Below are 20,307 nucleotides of genomic sequence, written 5' to 3'. Positions count from 1 at the left end.
GATGTCTGTTTCCGCAAACCCAGACGGCGCGCTGGCCAAGCGCGCCGAAAGACGAGGATCATTCCGGAGTTGGCACTTCGAGCCTTATGGCCTGGTCATGCCGGCGATGCTCATCCTGGCAATCTTTTTCGCCGGCCCGGCATTCTACAATATCGCGCTCAGCTTTCAGGACCTCAGCCTTTTCGATCTGGGAAAGGAGGGTCGGTGGGTCGGTTTTGCCAACTTCGCCACCGTCCTCAAGGATGAAGGAATTGCCGGCGCGTTGTTCAACACGGCTTTCCTGCTGACATTCGTGACGGTCGTCATTCGATTGGCACTCGGACTTGCGCTCGCGATCCTTCTCAATGCCGAGGTCTTTGCCAGATGGCGCATCGGCTGGCTCGTCCGGTCGCTGGTCCTTGTCCCATTCGTAACGCCGCCGGTCGTCGCCGTCGCCGCCTGGAAGTGGCTGCTTGACCCGCGCTATGGCGCGGTCAACCAGTTTCTCCTGTCGACTGGGCTCATCGACAGGGGAATTCCGTTCCTTTCCAGGACGTCGACGGTCTGGGGCGCGGTCGAAACCATGTTGATCTGGCGCGAGCTCCCTTTCGTCATCATCACCTTCCTCGCGGCGCTGCAGTCGATTCCGAGGGAACTCAGGGAAGCGGCCCGCATCGACGGCGCGTCGGAGTTTCAGATCCATTTGCGCATCATCCTGCCGATGCTGAAGCCGGTGATCGCGGTCGTCGCGCTGCTGACGACGATCTGGACCTTCAACAATTTCGTCTATGTCTGGCTCGCCACCCGAGGAGGGCCGGGCGACTACACACAGGTTCTGGCAACGAAGATGTATACGGTCTCGTTTGTCGACTATCGCGTCGGCGAGGGTGCCGCCATCGGCGTTCTCATGAGCCTGATGATGTTCGCCTTCGCGCTCATCTACCTCGGGGTTCTCTCCCGCAGGAAACGGGGAGCGTCGTCATGAATGTTTCAATGACGCATCGAGCGCGTCATATCAGGTTCGCCAGGGACCTGATCACCGTCATTCTGGGTCTCGGCCTGCTGCTGATTTTGGCGTTCCCCTTCATTTGGGTGGTGCTGATTTCCTTCCGTCCGGACAAGGAAATCTTCACCCGGACCTTTCAGCTGTTCACCAGCGTCACCCTGGAAAACTACTACACCCTCCTTCAGAACTCGCCATTCCCGAACTACCTCAGAAACAGCCTCGTCGTCTGCACGATCTCGACTATTGCGGCCGTTACCATCTCGCTGATCACCGCCTATGGCTTTTCGCGCAACCGCGATTTCCGCGGCCGCGGCCTATTGCTGATCCTGGTGATCTGCACGCAGCTGTTTCCCTACGTGATCCTGATCACGCCGCTTTATTCGATGTTTTTCGCCGTGGGATTGATCAACAATCCGCTGAGCCTGGTTTTGTCCTATACGGCGATGAACCTGCCATTCGCCATCTATCTGCTTCTCGGCTATCTCGACACAATTCCCCAGGATCTCGACGAGGCAGCCAAGCTCGACGGCGCCTCGACGATGCAGATCATCTTCAAGGTCATTCTGCCGATCGCCTGGCCGGGTGTGGTGACGGTCGCGGTCAATGCCTTTGTATCGGCGTGGGATGAATTTCTGTTTGCCCTGACGCTGATGACAGCGGACGAAAACAAGACCGTGCCGGTCGGGCTTGCCGGCTTTTTCGGCGAATACACCACCCAATGGAATCTGGTGATGACGGCATCGGTGATTTCGACGCTGCCCACGCTTGTCCTTTTCATGCTGCTTCAGCGAAAGCTCGTCTCCGATCTCGCGGCCGGTGCAGTGAAGCTGTAGCGGTGTGAACGCCTCGAACGAACATCGAAGGTCCTCCCATGAACATCATCCTCGTGCTTATCGACAGCGTTAACCGCAGTGCTCTTTCGGCCTATGGCGGAACCGAGTTCGCGACGCCGAATCTCCAGTCTTTCGCCCAAAAGGCCTGGCGTTTCGACAATCACTTCGTTGGCAGCCTGCCCTGCATGCCGGCGCGGCGTGAGATTTTTGCCGGCTTCAGCGGCATGCAATGGCGTCCTTGGGGACCGCTCGAACCCTTCGACCTTCGTCTGCCGAAACTTCTGGAGAGTGCGGGTTACACAACCGCGATCGTCACCGATCACTATCACTACTGGGAGGAGTCGGCGAACGGCTACATCCAGAGCTTCCAGGGTGCGGAATTCATTCGAGGGCACGAGTTGGATTTCTGGGAGCCGCTCGTGCCGGAGGCGGATCTGCCGCAATGGGTCCACAATATTGAGAAATGGCGCCCGGGCTATGGTCATCGCTACTTCTCCAATGTCGCAAACTTCAAGGATGAGGCCGATTTCTTCCCCGCCAAGGTCATGACATCAGCGAGCGAATGGCTCGCCAGGCCGAAGACCGGAAAGCCGTTCTTCCTGCAGGTCGAGTCCTTCGACGTGCATGAACCCTTCGATGTGCCGGAGCCCTATGCATCGATGTACGGCTACGGTGCGGCGCGAGACCGCTTCACGCTGTGGCCGCCCTATCAGGATGCGGCACGCCAGGCGGAGTTCATGAGCCAGGCGAGCCCCGAGGAACTGGCTTTCGTTCGCTCGCAATATGGCGCCAAGCTGACGATGACTGACCGGTGGCTGGGCAAGCTGTTCACCACCGTGGACGAACTCCAGCTCTGGGACGACACGGCCATTATCGTCACTACCGATCACGGACATGATCTCGGCGAACGCGGCGGCTATGGCAAGCAATTCCCGCATTTCGACAGCCACGCGAACATTCCGCTGCTCGTCTGGCACCCCGGCTTCCAAGCCAATGGCGGCGCGATTCAAAATCTGACGTCGACCGTCGACCTCTTCGCGTCGATCCTGGCGATCGCCGGCGTCGAGCCGCCGCGAAAGACGCACTCGCATTCATTTCTGCCGCTTCTCAAGGGAGATACCAGCAACGCGCGGAACGCCGTCATTTACGGGACATTCGGGCAAGGCATCTGCTGCACCGATGGCGAATGGACGCTGATCCAGCCGCCAGATCGCGAGAAACCGCTTTACGCCTACTCGACCATGGTGCCCACCACCATCGAGCCGCAGGACAAGCCGGTCGATCATGGGCACTACATTCCCGGTATCGACATGCCGCAATGGAAAATTCCCATCACCCCCGACCGCCCCGGAGACCGGCGGAACCTGGACAGCCAGCCGCTGCTATACGATCGACGCAATGATCCAGGGCAAAAGCGCGACCTCTGGCAGGACCGGCCCGAAGAGCGGGGACGAATGTTGCATCTGATGCGGCAAGTCATCGAGCAGTATGGCGCGCCGGCCGAGCTGTTTCAGAGACTGGGATTGGGTTAGCTTCGGAGACAGGATCACCTCCACGGAAGTCGCTTCGTCGTGATTGCCCACAATCCGATTGGCCCGCCGCATGAACCGCCGTTCGGCGTCGCCTTGGTCGAGCGGGGGCGGTGAGATCATTCCAATTCGATCACTAAGCTGTGGGACGAATTCGATGGACCCATGTCGTCCCAGCTATCGACCCGCAATTCAAGGAGGTTGCACAGCTTGGCATGGAATGTAGCACCGCCGGCGACCCCCGGATCGCCGATTTTCTGACCGCGAGGGTCGCAGAATGACTCCCAATCGGGTTGCCACTGCTTCACCGAGTATCCGCGATTCCTGCAGGGCAAACAGTCGCATGTTGCTTGCTCCTCAAGTCCGGGCACCCATCAGCGATAGACGAGCACTGGAATGCGCGAGTGGCTCAGAATCTTCGCCGTTACGCTGCCGAGCAGCAACGAGCCGACTCCTCCACGACCGTGTGACGCCATGGCTATCAGGTCGCAGTCATGGTTGAGTGCAGTGTCGATGATGGCCGAATGAACCTCGTCGCTTTCCAACTTAACTGTGTGGCTGACAACGCCTTGGTCACGGGCCTTATTCTCAGCATCCGTGAGAAATTGAGAGGCTTGAGCATCTGCCAGCCTCCTGTATTCCTCCCGGGTATTGGAGAGATGCTCGCTATCGACCGAAAAGACATGAAACGGCTCGATGACGGTGACGAACGTGACGGTTGCATTTGCATCACGGGCGAAGGCGACGGCCTTCTCTACAGCGGAGCGCGCAAGCGCCGAACCATCTGTCGGAATAAGAATGTTCAAAAACATGAATGTCTCCTCTTCTCTGAGGGACGCTAACAGATCCGGGCCGCAACTGCTTTGATCAGAGTCAAAACCGCTCGCTGGCCGGCGTGGCGACGGTTTGACAAGCTCGTTGCGGATAAATCTGGCGAAATCGCCGGGAGCGCCGCGGGCGAAATTGACCGACATCAACGCCTGGTCTCGATATTTCTTTTTGTATTGACACTATAGCGGCGACCACCTCGTCTGGAAGAATCGTAGCCGTTTCTCGATATTCCCAGCTTAATATTTAAAGTATGCTCGAGAAATGCACCGAAGATGCCGCCTTAAATCTTTGGTGCCATGAGAGATACGGAATTTTGTTTTCCACGAAGCGGTTCTGAGCTGATAAGATTCCATCTATTATCTTCGTTTGCAGCAATCACAACCTCCCGGGAGGCGAGAAACGGGATTCCAAATTGCTTCGTTGCCTGCTCAATTCGGGAAGCCACGTTTACCGCATCGCCAATGACCGTGAATTCGCGCCGGTTCTCGTCTCCAACGATACCGCAATAAACCTTTCCTCGGTGGACACCTAGACCAACCGTGAGTTGGTGCGAAGCGAGCGATTCGATATGCCACTCCGCGATGAGTCGCAGAATATCACGCCCGCAGTTCAACCCTCGTCTTGCGTCGTCGGTCGTCGGATCGGGCACTCCGAACAAGATCATGGCCCCGTCGCCGATAAATTTATCTATCACGCCGCCGTTTTCCTTGGCGGCCTGCTGAACAATCCTTCGAAAGGATGAGATGAGGTGTGACAGTGCCTTTGGATCGAGTCCTTCGGCAATTTGCGTCGAATTCCTGATATCGACAAAGAGCACTGTGACAACCTGTCGTCGCCCATGAATCCATTCATCGCCTTTAGCAACAAGAGGAACGATTTCGGGTGGCAGAAACCTAGCCAATGCAGCAGTGGCGTAGGCCTGCTCCTCTGCCCGGATCAGCAATGACCGTGCGCGGTACATCACCACAATCGAGGCCAGACCGGTCAGCATAATGAGGCACAAACGCGAGACCGAAGGCAGCAAAGAGAAAAGTCGTTGGACGCCCGGCGAGGACGTGAACTGGTTATTGGAGACCGGCGAGAGACTGATGAATACGAAAGCCAGAGCAAAAACGAATAGAAGAGTGGACCAAATCTGAATAGCGGGCCGATAGCGAAGCGCACCAACCGTCAAGAGCAGCGGCACCGACCAAATTACCGGGGCCGCAAAAAGCCATGCACCCGAAAGACTGTTCAGTTTGAGCGATAAATAACAGACCGAAGCGACCATGATTGCATCAACGACTGCGAACACATATCGCATCCACAAGCGGAACTGTCCGTACCTGATCAAAAACAGGGCAAACGTTCCGGTCAGGAAAAAAGTTGCCAGAGCAAGCATGGAAGGCAACTGCACCCCAAAAGCTCTGTCCGTTGGACTGAGGGAAAGTGCCGAAAAATGCGGAATGGACAGAATGAATGCAGAGAGGATTCTGAGGAAGGCAAGCGTCCTTTCTGCCTCTATTTCGGCATCCAGAAATATCCCATGCTTTTCCGGCTCCCCACTCAAAAAGGTTGCCATCGCTCCGCCTTTCAAAATTCGCACCAGCACGTTTCAAGTTCTACCCCGAAGGTCCTCAATCATCCATCGTGCGGCGTTTCAAAAACTGACGGCAGCAGCTATTGAAGCGAGTGGCGCCCTTCCTGCCAAAAAGGTTCGGGATTTCGGGCATCAGATCGATCCCCGAAAAATACGCTCTTTCAGCGCAGGCTCAGCAAGAAGAGATAACCCTCGTTGGAAAACCGTTGATTCGAACGCGGAAGGTCCTCGCGTTTTGAAGCATCATCCGTGCCTTCACCTCCATATTCGGGCATGCTCTCCCCGGCGAGAACGTGAAGAAATAAGCAAGATAGGCCGTTCCCGCCTCCGCCGCGCCAGCCAAGCAGGTCGAGAGAGTATATTCACCGGCAGAAGCGCTCATAGAGTATCTTCATGATCTCGATGACCGCGGGATCCCTGATGTAATAGTAGAGTGTCCGGTGTTCCCGCCGAAAATCCACGATCCCTTCCTTCTTGAGCTTCGCAAGATGCTGCGACATCGACGTTTGCGGAATATTGGTCGCTTCAATCAATGCGGTGACGTTTCGTTCCCCGTCAAGCAGCTGGCATAACACAATGAGACGGTGCTCATTAGCCAGACCGCTGACGAAGTCGGCGGCATCACCAGCTTTCTTCTCCATTGCTTGTGCGAGGCTCATATTACCATCTTCACAATTCATATTTTTATGATATTATCATACAATGAATTGAAGGTCGGATCAAGGACGACATCCAATGCCAAAGGATTATCGGGAAATAGCACAGGATATATCGGCTTACACGGCCGAAATGCGCAAGCTTACCCCGGACGCCATGCAAGGCTTCCATGCTCTTTCGAAAGCGGCGAGTGCGGGTGGCAGCGTCGATCGCAAGACCAAGGAACTGGTCGCGCTCGCAATCGGGGTCATCCAGCGCTGCGATGGCTGCATCGCCTTCCATGCCAAGGCATTGAAGGACCTCGGTGCAACCCGCAAAGAGATCGCTGAGATCATGGCGATGTGCGTCTACATGGGCGGAGGCCCGGCGCTGATGTACGCAGCGGATGCGCTTCGCGCCTACGACCAGTTTAGCGAAGCGGCATAGGCGTAAGATTCTGCCGATCTTGATCGGCATCAATGGCGGGCACCAACGTTGCGCTAGTCTGCTGGAGAAAGTGGAGGAAAAGATGGATTGGAGGGGGACATGGCACACATTGTTGTCTTAGGCGCGGGATTGGGCGGGACGATCGCAGCCTATCAGCTTCGTGACGAGCTTGATGCGGAACACAGCGTTTCCGTGGTTGGCCGGGGTGAGACTTTCAGCTTCGTCCCATCCAACCCGTGGGTGGCTGTCGGCTGGCGTGACCGGCCGTCGGTCGAAGTCAATCTGGTTCCTGTTTTCAAGAGGCGCAATATCGGCTTCCATCCGCGGGGTGCGCGCCTGCTGCACCCTGCCGAACGGCGGCTCGAACTGATGGATGGCGTATCTATCTCTTATGACTACCTCGTCATTGCGACAGGCCCGGACCTAGCCTTCGATGAGGTCGACGGATTTGGTCCTGACGCAGGCACATTTTCGATCTGCCAGATCGACCATGCCGTGCAAACGAAGGAAGCGGTGCAAAAACTCATCAGGAATCCCGGACCCGTGGTGGTGGGTGCCGTCCAGGGGGCCTCCTGTTTCGGTCCGGCCTATGAATTCGCTTTCATCCTCGACAAGGCGCTGCGCGACGCGAAGGTTCGCGACCGCGTGCCGATGACCTTCGTGACCTCCGAGCCCTATATCGGCCATCTCGGTATCGATGGCGTCGGCGATACAAAAGGACTTCTGGAAAGCCAGTTGCGCCAGAACCACATCAAATGGATCTGTAACGCCAAGGTCGAGAAGGTCGAGGATGGAAAGGTTTCCGTTTCTGAACTCGCCGAAAATGGGACCGTCATCCGCGCGCACGAGCTTGTCAGCACCTTCACGATGCTGCTGCCGGCCTTTCGTGGGGCCGAGGCCATTCGGGGCATAGCCGGCCTCACCAATCCCCGTGGTTTCGTGCTGATCGACAAGCATCAGCGCAATCCTGCATACCCGGAGATTTTTGCCGTTGGCGTGTGCGTTGCAATTCCCCCTCTGGCTCCCACCCCAGTGCCTGTGGGCGTACCGAAGACAGGTTTCATGATCGAATCGATGGTCACCGCGACGGTCAGGAACATCAAACGATTGCTGAGGAATGAACTCCCGGATGCCGAGGCGACCTGGAATGCCGTCTGCCTGGCCGATTTCGGCGATTCCGGTGTGGCCTTCGTCGCTCAGCCGCAAATACCGCCCCGGAACGTCAACTGGTCGTCCAGCGGCGCCTGGGTTCATGCGGCCAAGGTCGGCTTTGAGAAGTACTACCTGCGCAAGATGCGCTCTGGCACGACCGAGCCGATCTACGAGCGGCTGGCGCTTCATGCGCTCGGAATAGAGAAGCTCAAGGACATCAAGATTGAAGAGACTGAGGCATCCGCCCCGCAATAGCGGGGCGGTCCTCCAAACGGAGTTTTGGGAAATGACATTGGATCGATCCGTTCTCGCCTTTGCGGGTATCATGGTGCTGCTATCAGTGGCGCTGACCTTCTGGGTGTCAGCCTATTTCGTGTGGCTGACGGTGTTCGTCGGAGCCAACATGCTGCAGTCCGCATTCACCGGTTTCTGCCCAGTGGCAATCGTCTTCCGCAAGCTGGGCATCAAGCCCGGCACGGCCTTCTAGGGTAGTTGACCCATGCGCCTGATCTCACTGATGGCCGGACTGGCTTTTGCCGGTTCGGCCTCCGCCGCGACAATGACGCTGCAACCGACCACCATAACCGAATGGAAAGCCGTCTACGGAAGCATAGAGGCGCGAAACACTGTCGCAGCCCGCGCCCGCATCGGCGGCACGATCGTCGAGCTGGACGTCACCGAAGGCGATACGGTCAAGTCGGGGCAGAAGATCGCCGTTGTCCGGGATGAGAAGCTTGCCTTTCAGATTGCCGCCCTGGATGCGCAGATCAACGCGCTTCGGTCACAATTGTCGACTGCGCAGGCGGATCTGGCCCGTGCGGAAACTCTGGTCGCAAGAGGCGCAGTTACGGTTCAGCAGTCCGATGCATTGCGCACGCAGGTCGTAGTCACCCAGAACCAGATATCCGCGACCCAGGCCCAGCGTTCTGTTGTCCTGCAGCAGCAGTCCGAAGGCGAAGTCGACGCTCCGACGGATGGCAAGGTGCTCACGGTGCCGATCACCAAGGGCGCTGTCATCTTGGCGGGCGAAACGGTGTCGACCGTCGGCGGCGGTGGGCTGTTCCTGCGCTTGGCCATTCCGGAGCGCCATGCGGCATTCCTGAAGCAGGGCGCGACCATAAGGATCAGCGCCAATGGCAGGCAATTGTCCGGACAGTTGGTCAAGATCTATCCGCAGATCGACAACGGCCGGGTGATCGCCGACGTGGAGGCGGATCAACTCGACACCCCCTTTGTCGAGGCTCGCGTTCTGGTCGAGGTGCCGGTGAGCCAAAGAGCGGCTCTGCTGGTGCCGGAGGACGCAGTCTTCACCCATTCCGGACTGGATTTCGTCAAGGTGAACGACGGCGCGACCGAGGTCGAACGAACCGTCATCCCCGGCGAGCACATCGTCCGGCCGGACGGCCGCTTTGTCGAGATACTGACCGGCCTTGCCGTTGGCGACGAGGTCGTCGTTCCATGAGACAGGATGAATCCGGCCTTGGCATTGCGGGCCGTCTGACCCGCACCTTCATCGTCTCGCCGTTGACGCCATTGCTTCTGCTCGCCGCCCTGGCCTTCGGCGTCATCGCTCTCATGACGCTGCCCCGCGAGGAAGAGCCGCAGATTTCGGTTCCGATGGTCGATATCCGTGTGCGCGCCGACGGATTGAAGGCGGAGGATGCCGTCAAGCTGATTACGGAGCCGCTGGAGACCATCGTCAAGGGGATAGACGGCGTCGAGCACGTCTATTCCCAGACCTACGACGATCAGGTTCTCGTCACGGCGCGATTTCTTGTCGGGACCTCGTCCGATTCCGCCGTCTTGCGGGTCCACGAGAAGGTCCAGGCCAATATGGCCAGGATCCCGGTCGGGATTCCGGCGCCGCTAATCGTCGGCCGGGGCATAGACGACGTCGCCATCCTGTCGCTGACGCTGACGCCGACCATTGACGCGGCCGGCCGCACCACAGGCAATGACCTGACCCGTGTCGCTCGCGAGCTGAAAACCGACCTTTCAAAGGTGGAGAACGTCGGCCTGACCTATCTTGTAGGCGAGTCCGACGAAGTCATGCGCGTCGCGCCCGATCCGGCCAAGCTGGCGCTCTACGGCGTGACGCTCCAGCAATTGGCAGCCAAGGTTTCCGGCGCGAATCGCGCCTTTCCCGCGGGGCAGATCCGCGACAAGGGCGAGCAGATCGGTCTCGTCGCCGGAGAGACGCTGGCGTCCCCCGCCGACATCGGCAATCTGCTCCTGACCGCGCGCGACGGCCGCCCGGTCTATGTGCGTGATGTTGCGAACATTGGCCTGGCGACCGATTCCAACGAGACGGTGTCGGCAAGCCTCGTGCGCGGCGAAAAGGGCGTGGTCCGGCTTCCCGCCGTCACCGTGGCAATCGCCAAAAGGTCGGGGGCGAATGCCGTCACCGTGGCGCAATCGGTCCTGGCGCGCGTCGAGGCCCTCAAGGGAACGCTGATCCCCGGCGACATGAGCATCGAGGTGACGCGCAATTATGGCGAGACGGCCAACGACAAGGCCAATGAATTGCTGCTCCATCTCGGCCTTGCAACCGTATCGATCATCGTGCTCGTCGGCTTCTCGATCGGCTGGCGTGAAGCGTCGGTGGTTGCCGTCGTCATCCCGGTGACGATCCTGCTGACGCTCTTCGCCTCGAAGCTGATGGGCTATACGCTCAACCGCGTCTCGCTGTTCGCATTGATATTCTCGATCGGCATTCTCGTCGACGATGCCATCGTCATCATCGAGAACATCGCCCGTCACTGGAGCATGAGCGACGGCCGCAGCCGGCGGGAGGCGGCAATAGAGGCCGTGGCGGAGGTGGGAAATCCAACGATCATCGCCACGCTGACGGTCGTCACGGCGCTGCTACCGATGCTCTTCGTTTCCGGCATGATGGGTCCCTATATGAGCCCGATCCCGGCAAACGCCTCGGCCGCCATGATCTTTTCCTTCTTCATAGCGGTAACGGTAACGCCCTGGCTGATGCTGAAGATCGCTGGCAGAGGCAACAAGGCTCACGAAGGGCAGTCGTCCCATGCCCGAGGCGGCATGATCGGTCGTCTCTACATGCTGGTCGCGCGCCCGCTGCTTGCCTCGAAGACGTCGAGCTGGATATTCCTCGTCGTCGTCGGCTTGCTGACGCTCGGCTCGCTTGCCCTCTTCTATACCGAGGACGTCACGGTCAAGCTGTTGCCCTTCGACAACAAGTCGGAACTGTCGGTGATGGTCGACCTGCCTGAAGGCTCTTCCGTTGAGGCGACGGATGCGATGGCGCAATCGATCGCGCGGCTGGTGATGCAATTCCCCGAGGTGAAGTCCGCACAGACCTATGCCGGCACTGCCGCGCCCTTCAATTTCAATGGCCTCGTGCGGCACTATTACCTGCGGGCCAGTCCCGAACAGGGGGAGGTCGCTATCGAGTTGCTGTCGAAGGCCGAGCGCTCCCGAACCAGCCATGAGCTGGCCGTCGCCATACGGAACCGCCTCGGCGAGATCACGATTCCGGCTGACACCAGCCTGAAGGTGGTCGAGCCTCCCCCGGGGCCGCCGGTGATCGCGACGCTTCTTGCCGAGATCTATGGTCCGGACGGGGACACCCGCAGAAAGGTCGCCGGGAAGGTCGAAGCAGCCTTCCGTTCCGTTCCATTCATCGTCGACGCGGATAATTCCTACGGAACTCCGGCCCGGCGTCTGCGTGCAACCATCTCGACCGATGACGCGGAATTTTTCCATGTCGAGGACAGCGATGTCTTCGATACCATCGCGATCCTCAACAACGGTGAGACCGTCGGCTATTCGCATAGAGGCGGTGGCAGGCAGCCGATCCCGATCCGGCTGGAGTTGCCGAAACGCGATCGCGTGCTGAACGAACGATTCCTCACCACGCCGATCCCGGCGAATGTCCTTCCGGGAGATCGCGGTGTCGTCGAACTTGGTGACGTCATTCATACCGCCGAGGAAAAGGCATCCTTTCCCATCTTCCGTCACAACGGCCGCGCCGCTGAAATGGTGACAGCCGAACTCGCCGGCGCCTATGAGGCACCTCTCTACGGGATGATCGCCGTCCAGAGGGCACTCGATGCCGAAGACTGGACCGGCCTTTCCAAGCCACGCATATCGCTGCATGGCCAGGCTGATGACGAGAGCGTCTCGACGCTGCTCTGGGATGGCGAATGGGAGGTCACCTGGGTAACGTTCCGCGACATGGGCGCCGCCTTCATGGTGGCTCTCCTCGGCATCTATATCCTGGTCGTCGCGCAGTTCCGCTCGTTCAAGGTGCCGCTGGTTATTCTGACGCCGATCCCGTTGACCTTCATCGGCATCCTCGGCGGGCACTGGCTGTTCGGCGCGCCCTTCTCGGCGACGTCGATGATCGGCTTTATCGCACTCGCAGGCATTATTGTCCGCAACTCCATCCTGTTGGTCGACTTCATTCGACACAACAGGTCGCCAGACCAGCCGCTCGCCGAAACCGTGATCGAGGCTGGCGCGATCCGTTCGAAGCCCATTCTGCTCACCGCTCTTGCGGCCATGATCGGCGCGATTGTCATCCTCAGCGATCCGATCTTCCAGGGGCTCGCGATCTCGCTGCTGTTCGGCCTGGCCTCCTCGACCCTGCTGACGGTTCTCGTCATCCCGGCAATCTATCGCGTGCTGAGGACGTAACCGAGATCATGGCATTCCAGGCATCACACAGGGTGCGCGCCTCGATTGACTGCCGTCCAACACCCCATTTTAGCATCGACTTAATATCGATCAAAGCCCGTGCACGATGCGAGATCACCATCATTGGCGCACGGAAAAAGATGGGAGTGAGCTGTCGAATCCGCCGCGGTTCAAACGTCTTGAGATCGCAGGCGCGAAATGCGGTAGGTTTGCCGCATGCGTCGCGGTCACTCTGTCGGCATGGAGGTTATGAAGCCATGAGTGTTTCCTATCGTTGGGTCATCGTCGCTGCGGGCGCATTGATGACATGCGTTGCGCTCGGCGCGATGTTCTCGCTGGCGATCTTTCAGGAGCCGATTGCAACGGCGACCGGCTGGTCGCATGTCGGCATCGCGAGCGCGATGACGCTGAACTTCATCGTCATGGGTTTCGGCGGCTTCTTCTGGGGGGCGGCAAGCGACCGCTTCGGCCCGCGCGTGGTCGTGCTGATAGGCTCCGTTCTGCTCGGCCTGGCGCTGGTGCTGGCGAGCCGGGCCGAAACCCTGCTGCAGTTCCAGCTGACCTACGGCATCCTTGTCGGACTGGCGGCCAGCACGTTCTTCGCGCCGATGATCGCGGCGACGACCGCCTGGTTCGACGAAAACCGCGGCCTTGCGGTGTCGCTCGTCTCCGCCGGCATGGGCGTTGCGCCGATGACGATCTCACCCTTCGCGCGTTGGCTGATCTCGGCCTATGAATGGCGGCCGGCGATGCTGATCATCGGCATTGCTGCCTGGGTGCTGCTGGTGCCGGCCGCCCTGCTGGTCCGGCGCCCGCCTGCCGAGATCGCAGATAGCGGAACCGCGTTCGCGGCCGACGGCGTCCGGCCGCAACTGTCGAAAGTCTTCCGGTCGCCGCAATTCATCGTGCTTGGCCTGACCTTCTTTGCCTGCTGCGCGGCGCATTCCGGGCCGATCTTCCACATGGTGAACTATGCGACGATCTGCGGCGTGGCACCTATGGCGGCCGTCAGCATTTACAGCGTCGAGGGGCTGGCCGGACTGGGCGGCCGGTTGCTCTATGGCAGCCTTGCCGACAGGATCGGGGTGAAGCCGGTGCTGGTCGCCGGCCTGCTGGTGCAGGCAGTCGCGCTCGCGACCTATCTCTTCGTCAGCCAACTCGGCGAATTCTACGCGCTCGCCATCGTCTTCGGCAGTGCCTATGGCGGCGTGATGCCGCTCTATGCCGTGCTGGCGCGGGAATATTTCGGGCCGCGCATCATCGGTACGGTCTTCGGCGCGGCGACGATGCTTTCCAGCCTCGGCATGGCGTTCGGCCCTCTGATCGGCGGCTGGATATTCGACACTTTCGCCAATTATTCCTGGCTGTTCATCGGCTCCGCGATGGTCGGGCTGGGGGCCGCGGCGATAGCGCTCGCATTCCCGCCTCTCGCCCGCCAGAAACCACAGCCAGCCTTCGGCGTGGCGCCATAACGAGCGCCTTGCCAATCCTGACGTGCGGTATCGAGAGTGGACGGTGGTGACGACGTCCACTCAAGTTCTTCGCATCGTTGCAACTCTTGCCGCCAAATCGCCAACACCGCAGACGGCACATTTGCCTCCACCGTAACAAATGGACGAGGACCAGCCGAACCGCGATCATTCACATCCGGTGGCTTGCGCGCCATTCCGGATGTCGAAAGAACAAAGCGTCGAAACCGAGGAATATACTTGATGCCGGCAAAGCCGAATTCGTATTCGTGTAGTAGTGGACGCTGCGGCGACGCGCTCTGCTAGAGCGATAACGGCTAAGACGCGCCAATCCTTAAATATTCACTTGAGGAACCCTCAGTTCTTCGGCAGTATACTCTTTGTTAACTTTTGGCTGGGGGCCATGCTGCAGCAATGAGGGTAATAGGGATTGCTTTGGCATGTGTCATGTTGCTGTCGCAGCCGGCTCTGGCGCAGTCTCCACTCGACATCATCAGGAGCTTGACCGACGGCGTCATGCGTGATGCTGCGCCGCCAGATGCTGGTCGCCGAACGTCTAAACCGATGCCGACTCTTCGGTCACAGCTGACAAGATCGCAAGTGCAACGCCTGCAGCGTGCCCTGGAAGCGCTCGGTTACTATCATGGTCCGATCGACGGAGATGCCGGGACCGAGACGTGGAGTTCGGTAGCAGCGTGGGCACGCGATCGGGGATGGGAGGCTCCAACAACCCTCCGCGTCGCGCATCTCAATTCTCTGGAAGCTGAACGCGCGCTGGGACAGGTTGCAGAACAGGATCGTCCAAGCTCTGGCCCAGAAGATCGGACTGTTCGTCGCGTTCAATCGGCCCTCTCCCGGCTCGGCTACTATTCGGGGCCGGTGAATGGGCAGGCAGACCAAGCGACCATGGCTGCGATGGCGGCCTGGGCGGCGGATCGGAGCTGGGAGGCGCCGGCATCGATCCGCGAGGCACATGCCGGCAACATGGAGGAGGAGCTCTCCCATGGGACAGGCCCGGTTGTCGGCAATGCGGCCTTGCCGCCGTGGCAGCCGGACGACACGGGGATCGGCAGCAAAATCTGCGCCTCCACCGGCTACAGCAAAGTCTGCCTTCGTCTTGCCTGCGATGCCGAAGCCGGTGTGGTCCTTGATTTCGAAGAGGTGGCGGGCTACTCGACACCGTCGGTCTCTAGCGTAGGTCTGGCAGTGGATCGGGGCCCTGAGGCAATGCTTCCTCTCGATGGCGTCCGCAAGAGGCCGGTTCTCGATGCCAATCGCGATGCAGCGCTCATCGCCCGCCTTTCCGCCGGGCAGTCGCTGAACCTCAAGGTGGGGACATGGTCGATATCCTTCGGTCTCGCGCGGTTTGGCCCCGAGTACGACCGGGTTGGGAAGGCATGTGCGACCCTCCTCGCCAGGCTCCGTAGCGGCCAGGATCCCTTCCCTGGGCGGTTCTCCCGCCTTGCCGACGAACTGGCCGAGGTCGCGGTGTCCGAAGGAACGTGGACGTCGCAGCCGAATACGGATCTTGCCGGCAACGACATTCGAGGTGGGCTGGCCGATCCGCTTCTGCGTGGCCTGACGGAAGGCGAATGTATCGCGATCTGCTCGGAAACCGACATGTGCCGGGCCTATACGTTCAACCCGAGCGGCGGGGCATGTTTCCTGAAGTCCGAAAAGGGCTCGCCCAAACCCTACGCAGCCGCAAAGAGCGGCGTTTTCGATGGCCGGAAGGCGGGTTTAGCACCTCCACCCACCCGCGGACCGGGACCGATCGTCGATGGAGCGGTCGGGTGGCACGAGGGCGAGACACTGGAGGGCTTCCAGGCCCGCGTGAAACAAGCTGCTCGCAGGCTCGCCGGGTCATGCGACGAGGAGAAGGAGACGCTCCGGCGTCTGGCCGAAAAATTCCAATGGACACTGCCGCATCAGGGACCGCTGCGCGCCGGAAACAGCTTTTGGATCGAGTGGTCGGGCAACACGCTCGAAGATCGCATACCGGTTTGGTTCATGGTCAAAGCAGAACAGCCCGTCCGTTTTAAAGGCAAGGGGCATCTAGCGTTGGGTCCTGACGCACCCAATCCGTTCGCGATAAAAGCCGGTCTCGGCAAGACACGCGCCATGGTCGCCCTGGCGACGCGTGGCGCCGCGGCGAGTGGTTCAGTTTCAACCATTCCTCTGCAAGCGGGGCCCTTGAACCTATCCGTCTCATTGGTGGGCTATCTGCGCGCCTGCGAGGAGGAGATCGTTCTGAAGGAAGAGTCAGAGCGGCTCGAAATTGCACCGGCGCCTGCCGAGATCGTCCTCAACACCGCCGAGGGCCGCGCGGCGTTCACACATAGCATCGATATCCCTAAATTCTCCCGCCGCATCCTCCTCAACGATACCCGCTTTCTTCTGCTGGATGCGGCAAGCGGGACGGAAATCGTCGAGCGGGCAGGCACACACCTGCAGATCTCGCCGACCCACCGCTTCATCGGCGTCGAGCATAATGGCCGGCTCGACATCGTCGACATGGTCGATGGGCATACGGCTGCGACAGCGGACGCCGGCGACCTTCGCTGGGCGCTCGGCGACAGCGTCGTCTTCACCACACTCGCGCCTTGGGCGGAGGTGAATTTTTCCTCCACCTTCGGCGATCATTTGCGCATACGGGAACAGATTACCGGACCATCCTGCTGCACTGCCGAACGTGGTCAAACGCGCGTGGCGATCGATTTGGAAAATGCTGCCTATGCCATCTGGGGTGGCGCCGGCAACCGCGTTGGTGCGCTCCAGAACCCGGATTACGCCTCGATCGCGAATTCTTCCGGCGCTTACAGTTCCGAAGGTGGCGAGACAATTCCCCTTCATTTTCATATGTTCTGGTCGCTTGGCATGGTGTCGCCCGTCAGTGTCGCTCGGGAATTCGATGTTGCCGGCGGCTTCAGGACGACCAGTACCTGGGAAGACTGGGAGGTCGCCGACGCCGACAGCCGCCGCCCCCGCGATTTTACAGAGAGTCTGTCGCGCACATTGGGCAAAATAGAGCTTCAGGCAGTCATGATCGATGTGGCCGTGGCATCGAACGACCAAGGCTCCACCAGAGCCGGCAACGGCACACCTCTCTCCGCTGCCTTGCCCGAACAACTCTTGCGCCTCGGCGTCGCGCTCGATCCAATGGTCGACGGTGAGCGCCTCGTCGCGTCCACCGCCGCAGGTGAGAATAACGCCCTTCACGCGCTTGATCGCGACCAGCGGCTGAAACGATCCGCAGGGGCAATGGGGCGCTTCCGCCGCGAGGCGGAGCATGCGGGCTGGCGCTTCGACTGGGCTCTGCCCGTCGGGGACGAGGGTCCCATCTCCGACTGTGAACATATTCTGCTCGGAGAATCCTCAAGCACGGGGGGCACGGGTTCGTTGTTAGCGCCTCGGGATGTTGTCGAGGTCTCGACGGTCCGCACGTCTCGCGGGGCGGTATGGGTCGCACGTGCGGAGTGTGTCGCGGGCGCGACGTTCGGGAGCCTCAGGCCCTATGCTGCCCTTTACGTCATGGATATCGCGCGCCCCGCGCCGGCGGCGAGTGCTGCACTTCAGGCGGAAGGCGCATTTTTCTTCGAAAACAATGCCCATCGTCTGTGGTACGAGCACCCTTTTCGTATCAAAGCCAATGACGACCTTCTGCTGACCTATGCGCCCGGCAACGGCGTCATGACTGTGCGTGACCGCGCAACACAGAAGTTCCTCTGGATCGGCGAGAATCTTCCGAATGGCGACCTCCTCGTCGATGCCTGGTTGACGAAAGACCGTCGCCATGCGGTGCAACTTAATTCTGACGGCAACTTCTACATTCACGCCATTCTGGACGATAGGCAATCGCTCCTGTCCGGGCGCATTGCCGACGACGAGATCGCAGTCTGGACCAAGGACTACTACTACGACGCGACAGCCGAGGCCGCCGCCCTCATCGATCTGAAATTTCCCGGTAGGGTTGGACAGTATAGTCTCGACCGGTTTGGCACGGCGCGCCTGGTCCCAGATCTGGCGCGCGCCGTTCTTGATCGCGGGCAGACGCCGCAGGCTGTCGACGAGGTGGGCGTACCGCCGTCGTTAACAGGCGAGATCGCGCTCGAGGAAAACGGCAGTCGCGTAAGAGCAGTATTGCACTTCGATCCGGCTGAGACGGTGCATATGTCCGTTTTTCAAGACGGTGTGCTGACCGAAACGGTTGATGCTGCCACCGTCGGAAATGCAGTGTCGTTCGAGAGGCTCAAGGACGCGCGTTGGGTGTCGGTCATCGGATTCAATTCTGCGGGCCTGGCGAGCCTCCCGGTATCCGCTGATCTCGGCGAGCCTCTTGCGCGCCGTGCGGTCACCCGCGCGCTCGTCATCGGCGTGAACACATACGAGGATGAGCGCCTGCGCTCGCTCAACTACCCGCTCCGCGATGCAGGCACAGTGCTCGAGACGCTGACCGAGCCGCTTGGCAAAGAGCCACCGTTCCGCGGCGAGGTAGGGCCGAAGGACAGGCGTGCCACACCCGAGGCCATACTGGAGGCGACGGCGCGACTGCTGGACGGGCTGGCGCGTGGGGACCACGCGGTCCTGTTTCTGGCCGGCCATGGCATGCAGGATAGCAATGGGCGTTTCTATTTCGCGACGTCGGCCACCGATCCAACGGATCTCGAACACACAGCCTTGCCTTTCGACCGGCTGGCCGCGCTGTTCGAAAGGACCGAAGCGCGCATCACCATCCTTCTTGACGCCTGCCACTCCGGCGCCGCGGGGACCGGGTCTTTCACCACTAACGACGATCTCGCCAACAACCTCGCCGCCCTAAGATCCAATCTCACCGTTCTTGCCGCTGCGAAGGGGCGACAGGAGTCGCTCGGGCGCCGCGAGGTTGGGGGCCTGTTCACCAACGCGATCGTTACCGTCCTCGGAAAAGAACGCGATCGTTATGACCACAACCACAATGGTCGCATCGAGGCCTCCGAACTGTATCGCGGCGTCAAGACGCTGGTTTTCGCGGCAAGCGACGGCAAGCAGACACCCTGGATCATCAACAGCCGACTGGTGGGAGACTATGCCCTCTTTTAGATTTCGCAACGCCTATAGAACGGTTGCGGTCCTAGCAGCTGCCATGCAGTTTCTCGCTCCGGCGGCCTCCCTTGCTGCGTGCCTCATCTGTGACGAGGTCGTCGAGCTCGATGGAGTGCGGGCAAATTGCTTCCGTCAGGACTATGAAAAGTTTCTTTCAACTGCTCGAAGCTCGGAAACGAGCAATACGGAGGTCGATCTCTCCGCCTGTGCTGGGGATGACGGGCGCGAACGTCGCGGTCTGGATCGGATGCCTGGGCTTTTATCACTCGGAAGCGAATCCAGCGCGCGGAACCAGCGCGAGCTACGATCGGTCTACATCTTCGATGAGGCAAGCCTTGTTTGCCTCAAACGATTGCTGGATGGGCACGAAGGTACGATCGATCCGTCGGTGCGGTTCGATCTGGTGGAGAATTGCAAGCCATGAGCCAGCCATCATCCAAGCGGCGGGTCGGGCTCTCTTTCTTAAATGTTTCGGAAGCCGGCTGGTCGTTTCTGAGCAGCATCGTTGCCGTTTTGACCTTCGTCAGCGCGATAGGCGGTATCTTTTGGGCGGTTTTCGAGTACATCGAGAAGAAGGAGACGGATCGCACGAAATATACGCTCACTCTCATCGAGACCTGGGAAACGCAAGGCTATCGGCAAGCCTACGGCGAACTTCGCCAGTTTTATTCAACGTTCCTTGAGACGATCCCGGTCGGCGACAAGAGGAGGGCTGACACAGGCGGGCATGCCATGGATAATCTGTTGCAGTCCTTAAACCGTCAGATTGCGCAGGAGCCTGCGCGCCAGGAGCAAGTCAGGGAAGTCGTCTATTTCTTCAACCGGCTTGCTCTTTGCGTGAATGCGTCACTCTGCTCCAAGGAAACAACGGCAGTCTTCTTCAATGATACCGTGCAGTCTTTCCTTGAGGTCTATGGTCCTTACATCGACAGTAACAAGGAAACATTGCCAGGCCGGGGCGCGACACTTGTCGAGCTCTCTCGGGAACTCAATCCTGCTGGCCGGGACTAAACACCATGCGAATCTCGCTCTTTCGTGCATTGCCCTTCGTCGATTTACCCTGATAAGACTTCTCCTATTCGTTTTATCACCTATGTCC

Annotated in this window: 15 protein-coding genes; 12 read left to right on the top strand and 3 right to left on the bottom strand. The window is 59.7% G+C overall.

Translation table 11 applies throughout. From position 1 onward, the window contains the following. Position 1: 1 nt before the first annotated feature. Genes GFM02_RS04055 through GFM02_RS04045 form a run of 3 tightly spaced genes read left to right on the top strand, consistent with a single transcriptional unit; the run spans position 2 to position 3,350 of the window. Positions 2–964, top strand: coding sequence for a carbohydrate ABC transporter permease (locus tag GFM02_RS04055; RefSeq protein WP_163874554.1), 963 nt, complete (start codon positions 2–4; stop codon positions 962–964). Further along, positions 961–1,818 (top strand): carbohydrate ABC transporter permease, encoded by an 858-nt coding sequence (locus GFM02_RS04050; RefSeq protein WP_168320887.1) that lies wholly within the window; start codon positions 961–963, stop codon positions 1,816–1,818. Before GFM02_RS04055 ends, GFM02_RS04050 begins: the two co-directional genes overlap by 4 nt. 38 nt (positions 1,819–1,856) lie before the next feature. Further along, the gene (locus tag GFM02_RS04045; RefSeq protein ID WP_168320886.1) at positions 1,857–3,350 is read left to right on the top strand and encodes a sulfatase; all 1,494 of its coding nucleotides are present in this window, start codon (positions 1,857–1,859) and stop codon (positions 3,348–3,350) included. 371 nt (positions 3,351–3,721) lie between these two features. On the opposite strand, the gene GFM02_RS04040 is transcribed toward GFM02_RS04045, so the two are convergent. From GFM02_RS04040 to GFM02_RS04030, 3 genes are all read right to left on the bottom strand, one after another. Next, complete coding sequence (locus tag GFM02_RS04040) at positions 3,722–4,159, bottom strand: universal stress protein (RefSeq protein ID WP_168320885.1); 438 nt, start codon at positions 4,157–4,159, stop codon at positions 3,722–3,724. A gap of 299 nt (positions 4,160–4,458) precedes the next feature. Further along, the gene (locus GFM02_RS04035) at positions 4,459–5,739 is read right to left on the bottom strand and encodes an adenylate/guanylate cyclase domain-containing protein (RefSeq protein WP_168320884.1); all 1,281 of its coding nucleotides are present in this window, start codon (positions 5,737–5,739) and stop codon (positions 4,459–4,461) included. A 380-nt stretch (positions 5,740–6,119) separates the two neighbouring features. After that, a complete protein-coding gene (locus tag GFM02_RS04030; protein ID WP_168266378.1) occupies positions 6,120–6,416 on the bottom strand; it encodes an ArsR/SmtB family transcription factor in 297 nt (98 codons plus the stop codon). Positions 6,417–6,492: 76 nt separating this feature from the next. Between GFM02_RS04030 and GFM02_RS04025 the strand changes: the two genes are divergently transcribed. The 9 genes from GFM02_RS04025 to GFM02_RS03985 all read left to right on the top strand — a co-directional run bounded on the left by GFM02_RS04025 (position 6,493) and on the right by GFM02_RS03985 (position 20,219). Next, positions 6,493–6,840: a carboxymuconolactone decarboxylase family protein gene (locus GFM02_RS04025; protein ID WP_168320883.1), complete on the top strand. Its 348-nt coding sequence runs from the start codon at positions 6,493–6,495 to the stop codon at positions 6,838–6,840. 99 nt (positions 6,841–6,939) lie between these two features. After that, positions 6,940–8,247: an NAD(P)/FAD-dependent oxidoreductase gene (locus GFM02_RS04020; protein ID WP_168321105.1), complete on the top strand. Its 1,308-nt coding sequence runs from the start codon at positions 6,940–6,942 to the stop codon at positions 8,245–8,247. Positions 8,248–8,278: 31 nt separating this feature from the next. Next, positions 8,279–8,479, top strand: coding sequence for a YgaP family membrane protein (locus GFM02_RS04015; RefSeq protein ID WP_168320882.1), 201 nt, complete (start codon positions 8,279–8,281; stop codon positions 8,477–8,479). Positions 8,480–8,491: 12 nt separating this feature from the next. Next, on the top strand, positions 8,492–9,454 hold the full coding sequence (locus GFM02_RS04010) for an efflux RND transporter periplasmic adaptor subunit (protein ID WP_168320881.1): 963 nt from the start codon (positions 8,492–8,494) through the stop codon (positions 9,452–9,454). Further along, positions 9,451–12,657 carry an efflux RND transporter permease subunit gene (locus GFM02_RS04005; RefSeq protein ID WP_168320880.1) on the top strand — a complete coding sequence of 1,069 codons (3,207 nt, stop codon included), beginning with the start codon at positions 9,451–9,453 and terminating at the stop codon, positions 12,655–12,657. Before GFM02_RS04010 ends, GFM02_RS04005 begins: the two co-directional genes overlap by 4 nt. A gap of 257 nt (positions 12,658–12,914) precedes the next feature. Continuing rightward, on the top strand, positions 12,915–14,129 hold the full coding sequence (locus tag GFM02_RS04000) for an MFS transporter (RefSeq protein WP_168320879.1): 1,215 nt from the start codon (positions 12,915–12,917) through the stop codon (positions 14,127–14,129). Between the two features lie 597 nt (positions 14,130–14,726). Further along, positions 14,727–19,205, top strand: a complete 4,479-nt coding sequence (locus GFM02_RS03995) for a caspase family protein (protein ID WP_348643948.1) — start codon at positions 14,727–14,729, stop codon at positions 19,203–19,205. Beyond that, positions 19,192–19,632 carry a hypothetical protein gene (locus tag GFM02_RS03990; protein ID WP_168320877.1) on the top strand — a complete coding sequence of 147 codons (441 nt, stop codon included), beginning with the start codon at positions 19,192–19,194 and terminating at the stop codon, positions 19,630–19,632. The genes GFM02_RS03995 and GFM02_RS03990 overlap by 14 nt, the downstream gene beginning before the upstream one ends. Then, positions 19,629–20,219 carry a DUF4760 domain-containing protein gene (locus GFM02_RS03985; protein WP_020053075.1) on the top strand — a complete coding sequence of 197 codons (591 nt, stop codon included), beginning with the start codon at positions 19,629–19,631 and terminating at the stop codon, positions 20,217–20,219. Before GFM02_RS03990 ends, GFM02_RS03985 begins: the two co-directional genes overlap by 4 nt. Positions 20,220–20,307: the final 88 nt, after the last annotated feature.

The sequence above is a fragment of the Rhizobium leguminosarum bv. viciae genome (genome assembly GCF_012276115.1).
Classification (GTDB): domain Bacteria; phylum Pseudomonadota; class Alphaproteobacteria; order Rhizobiales; family Rhizobiaceae; genus Rhizobium; species Rhizobium leguminosarum_T.
This window is presented reverse-complemented; position numbering and strand designations above follow the sequence as displayed.

Coding starts and splice junctions, on each gene's coding strand:
- GFM02_RS03985 (WP_020053075.1), top strand. CDS start 19,629: ATGAGCCAGCCATCATCCAAGCGGCGGGTCGGGCTCTCTTTCTTAAAT.
- GFM02_RS04025 (WP_168320883.1), top strand. CDS start 6,493: ATGCCAAAGGATTATCGGGAAATAGCACAGGATATATCGGCTTACACG.
- GFM02_RS04010 (WP_168320881.1), top strand. CDS start 8,492: ATGCGCCTGATCTCACTGATGGCCGGACTGGCTTTTGCCGGTTCGGCC.
- GFM02_RS04045 (WP_168320886.1), top strand. CDS start 1,857: ATGAACATCATCCTCGTGCTTATCGACAGCGTTAACCGCAGTGCTCTT.
- GFM02_RS04040 (WP_168320885.1), bottom strand. CDS start 4,159: ATGTTTTTGAACATTCTTATTCCGACAGATGGTTCGGCGCTTGCGCGC.
- GFM02_RS03990 (WP_168320877.1), top strand. CDS start 19,192: ATGCCCTCTTTTAGATTTCGCAACGCCTATAGAACGGTTGCGGTCCTA.
- GFM02_RS04035 (WP_168320884.1), bottom strand. CDS start 5,739: ATGGCAACCTTTTTGAGTGGGGAGCCGGAAAAGCATGGGATATTTCTG.
- GFM02_RS04000 (WP_168320879.1), top strand. CDS start 12,915: ATGAGTGTTTCCTATCGTTGGGTCATCGTCGCTGCGGGCGCATTGATG.
- GFM02_RS04020 (WP_168321105.1), top strand. CDS start 6,940: ATGGCACACATTGTTGTCTTAGGCGCGGGATTGGGCGGGACGATCGCA.
- GFM02_RS04030 (WP_168266378.1), bottom strand. CDS start 6,416: ATGAGCCTCGCACAAGCAATGGAGAAGAAAGCTGGTGATGCCGCCGAC.
- GFM02_RS04055 (WP_163874554.1), top strand. CDS start 2: ATGTCTGTTTCCGCAAACCCAGACGGCGCGCTGGCCAAGCGCGCCGAA.
- GFM02_RS04050 (WP_168320887.1), top strand. CDS start 961: ATGAATGTTTCAATGACGCATCGAGCGCGTCATATCAGGTTCGCCAGG.
- GFM02_RS04015 (WP_168320882.1), top strand. CDS start 8,279: ATGACATTGGATCGATCCGTTCTCGCCTTTGCGGGTATCATGGTGCTG.
- GFM02_RS04005 (WP_168320880.1), top strand. CDS start 9,451: ATGAGACAGGATGAATCCGGCCTTGGCATTGCGGGCCGTCTGACCCGC.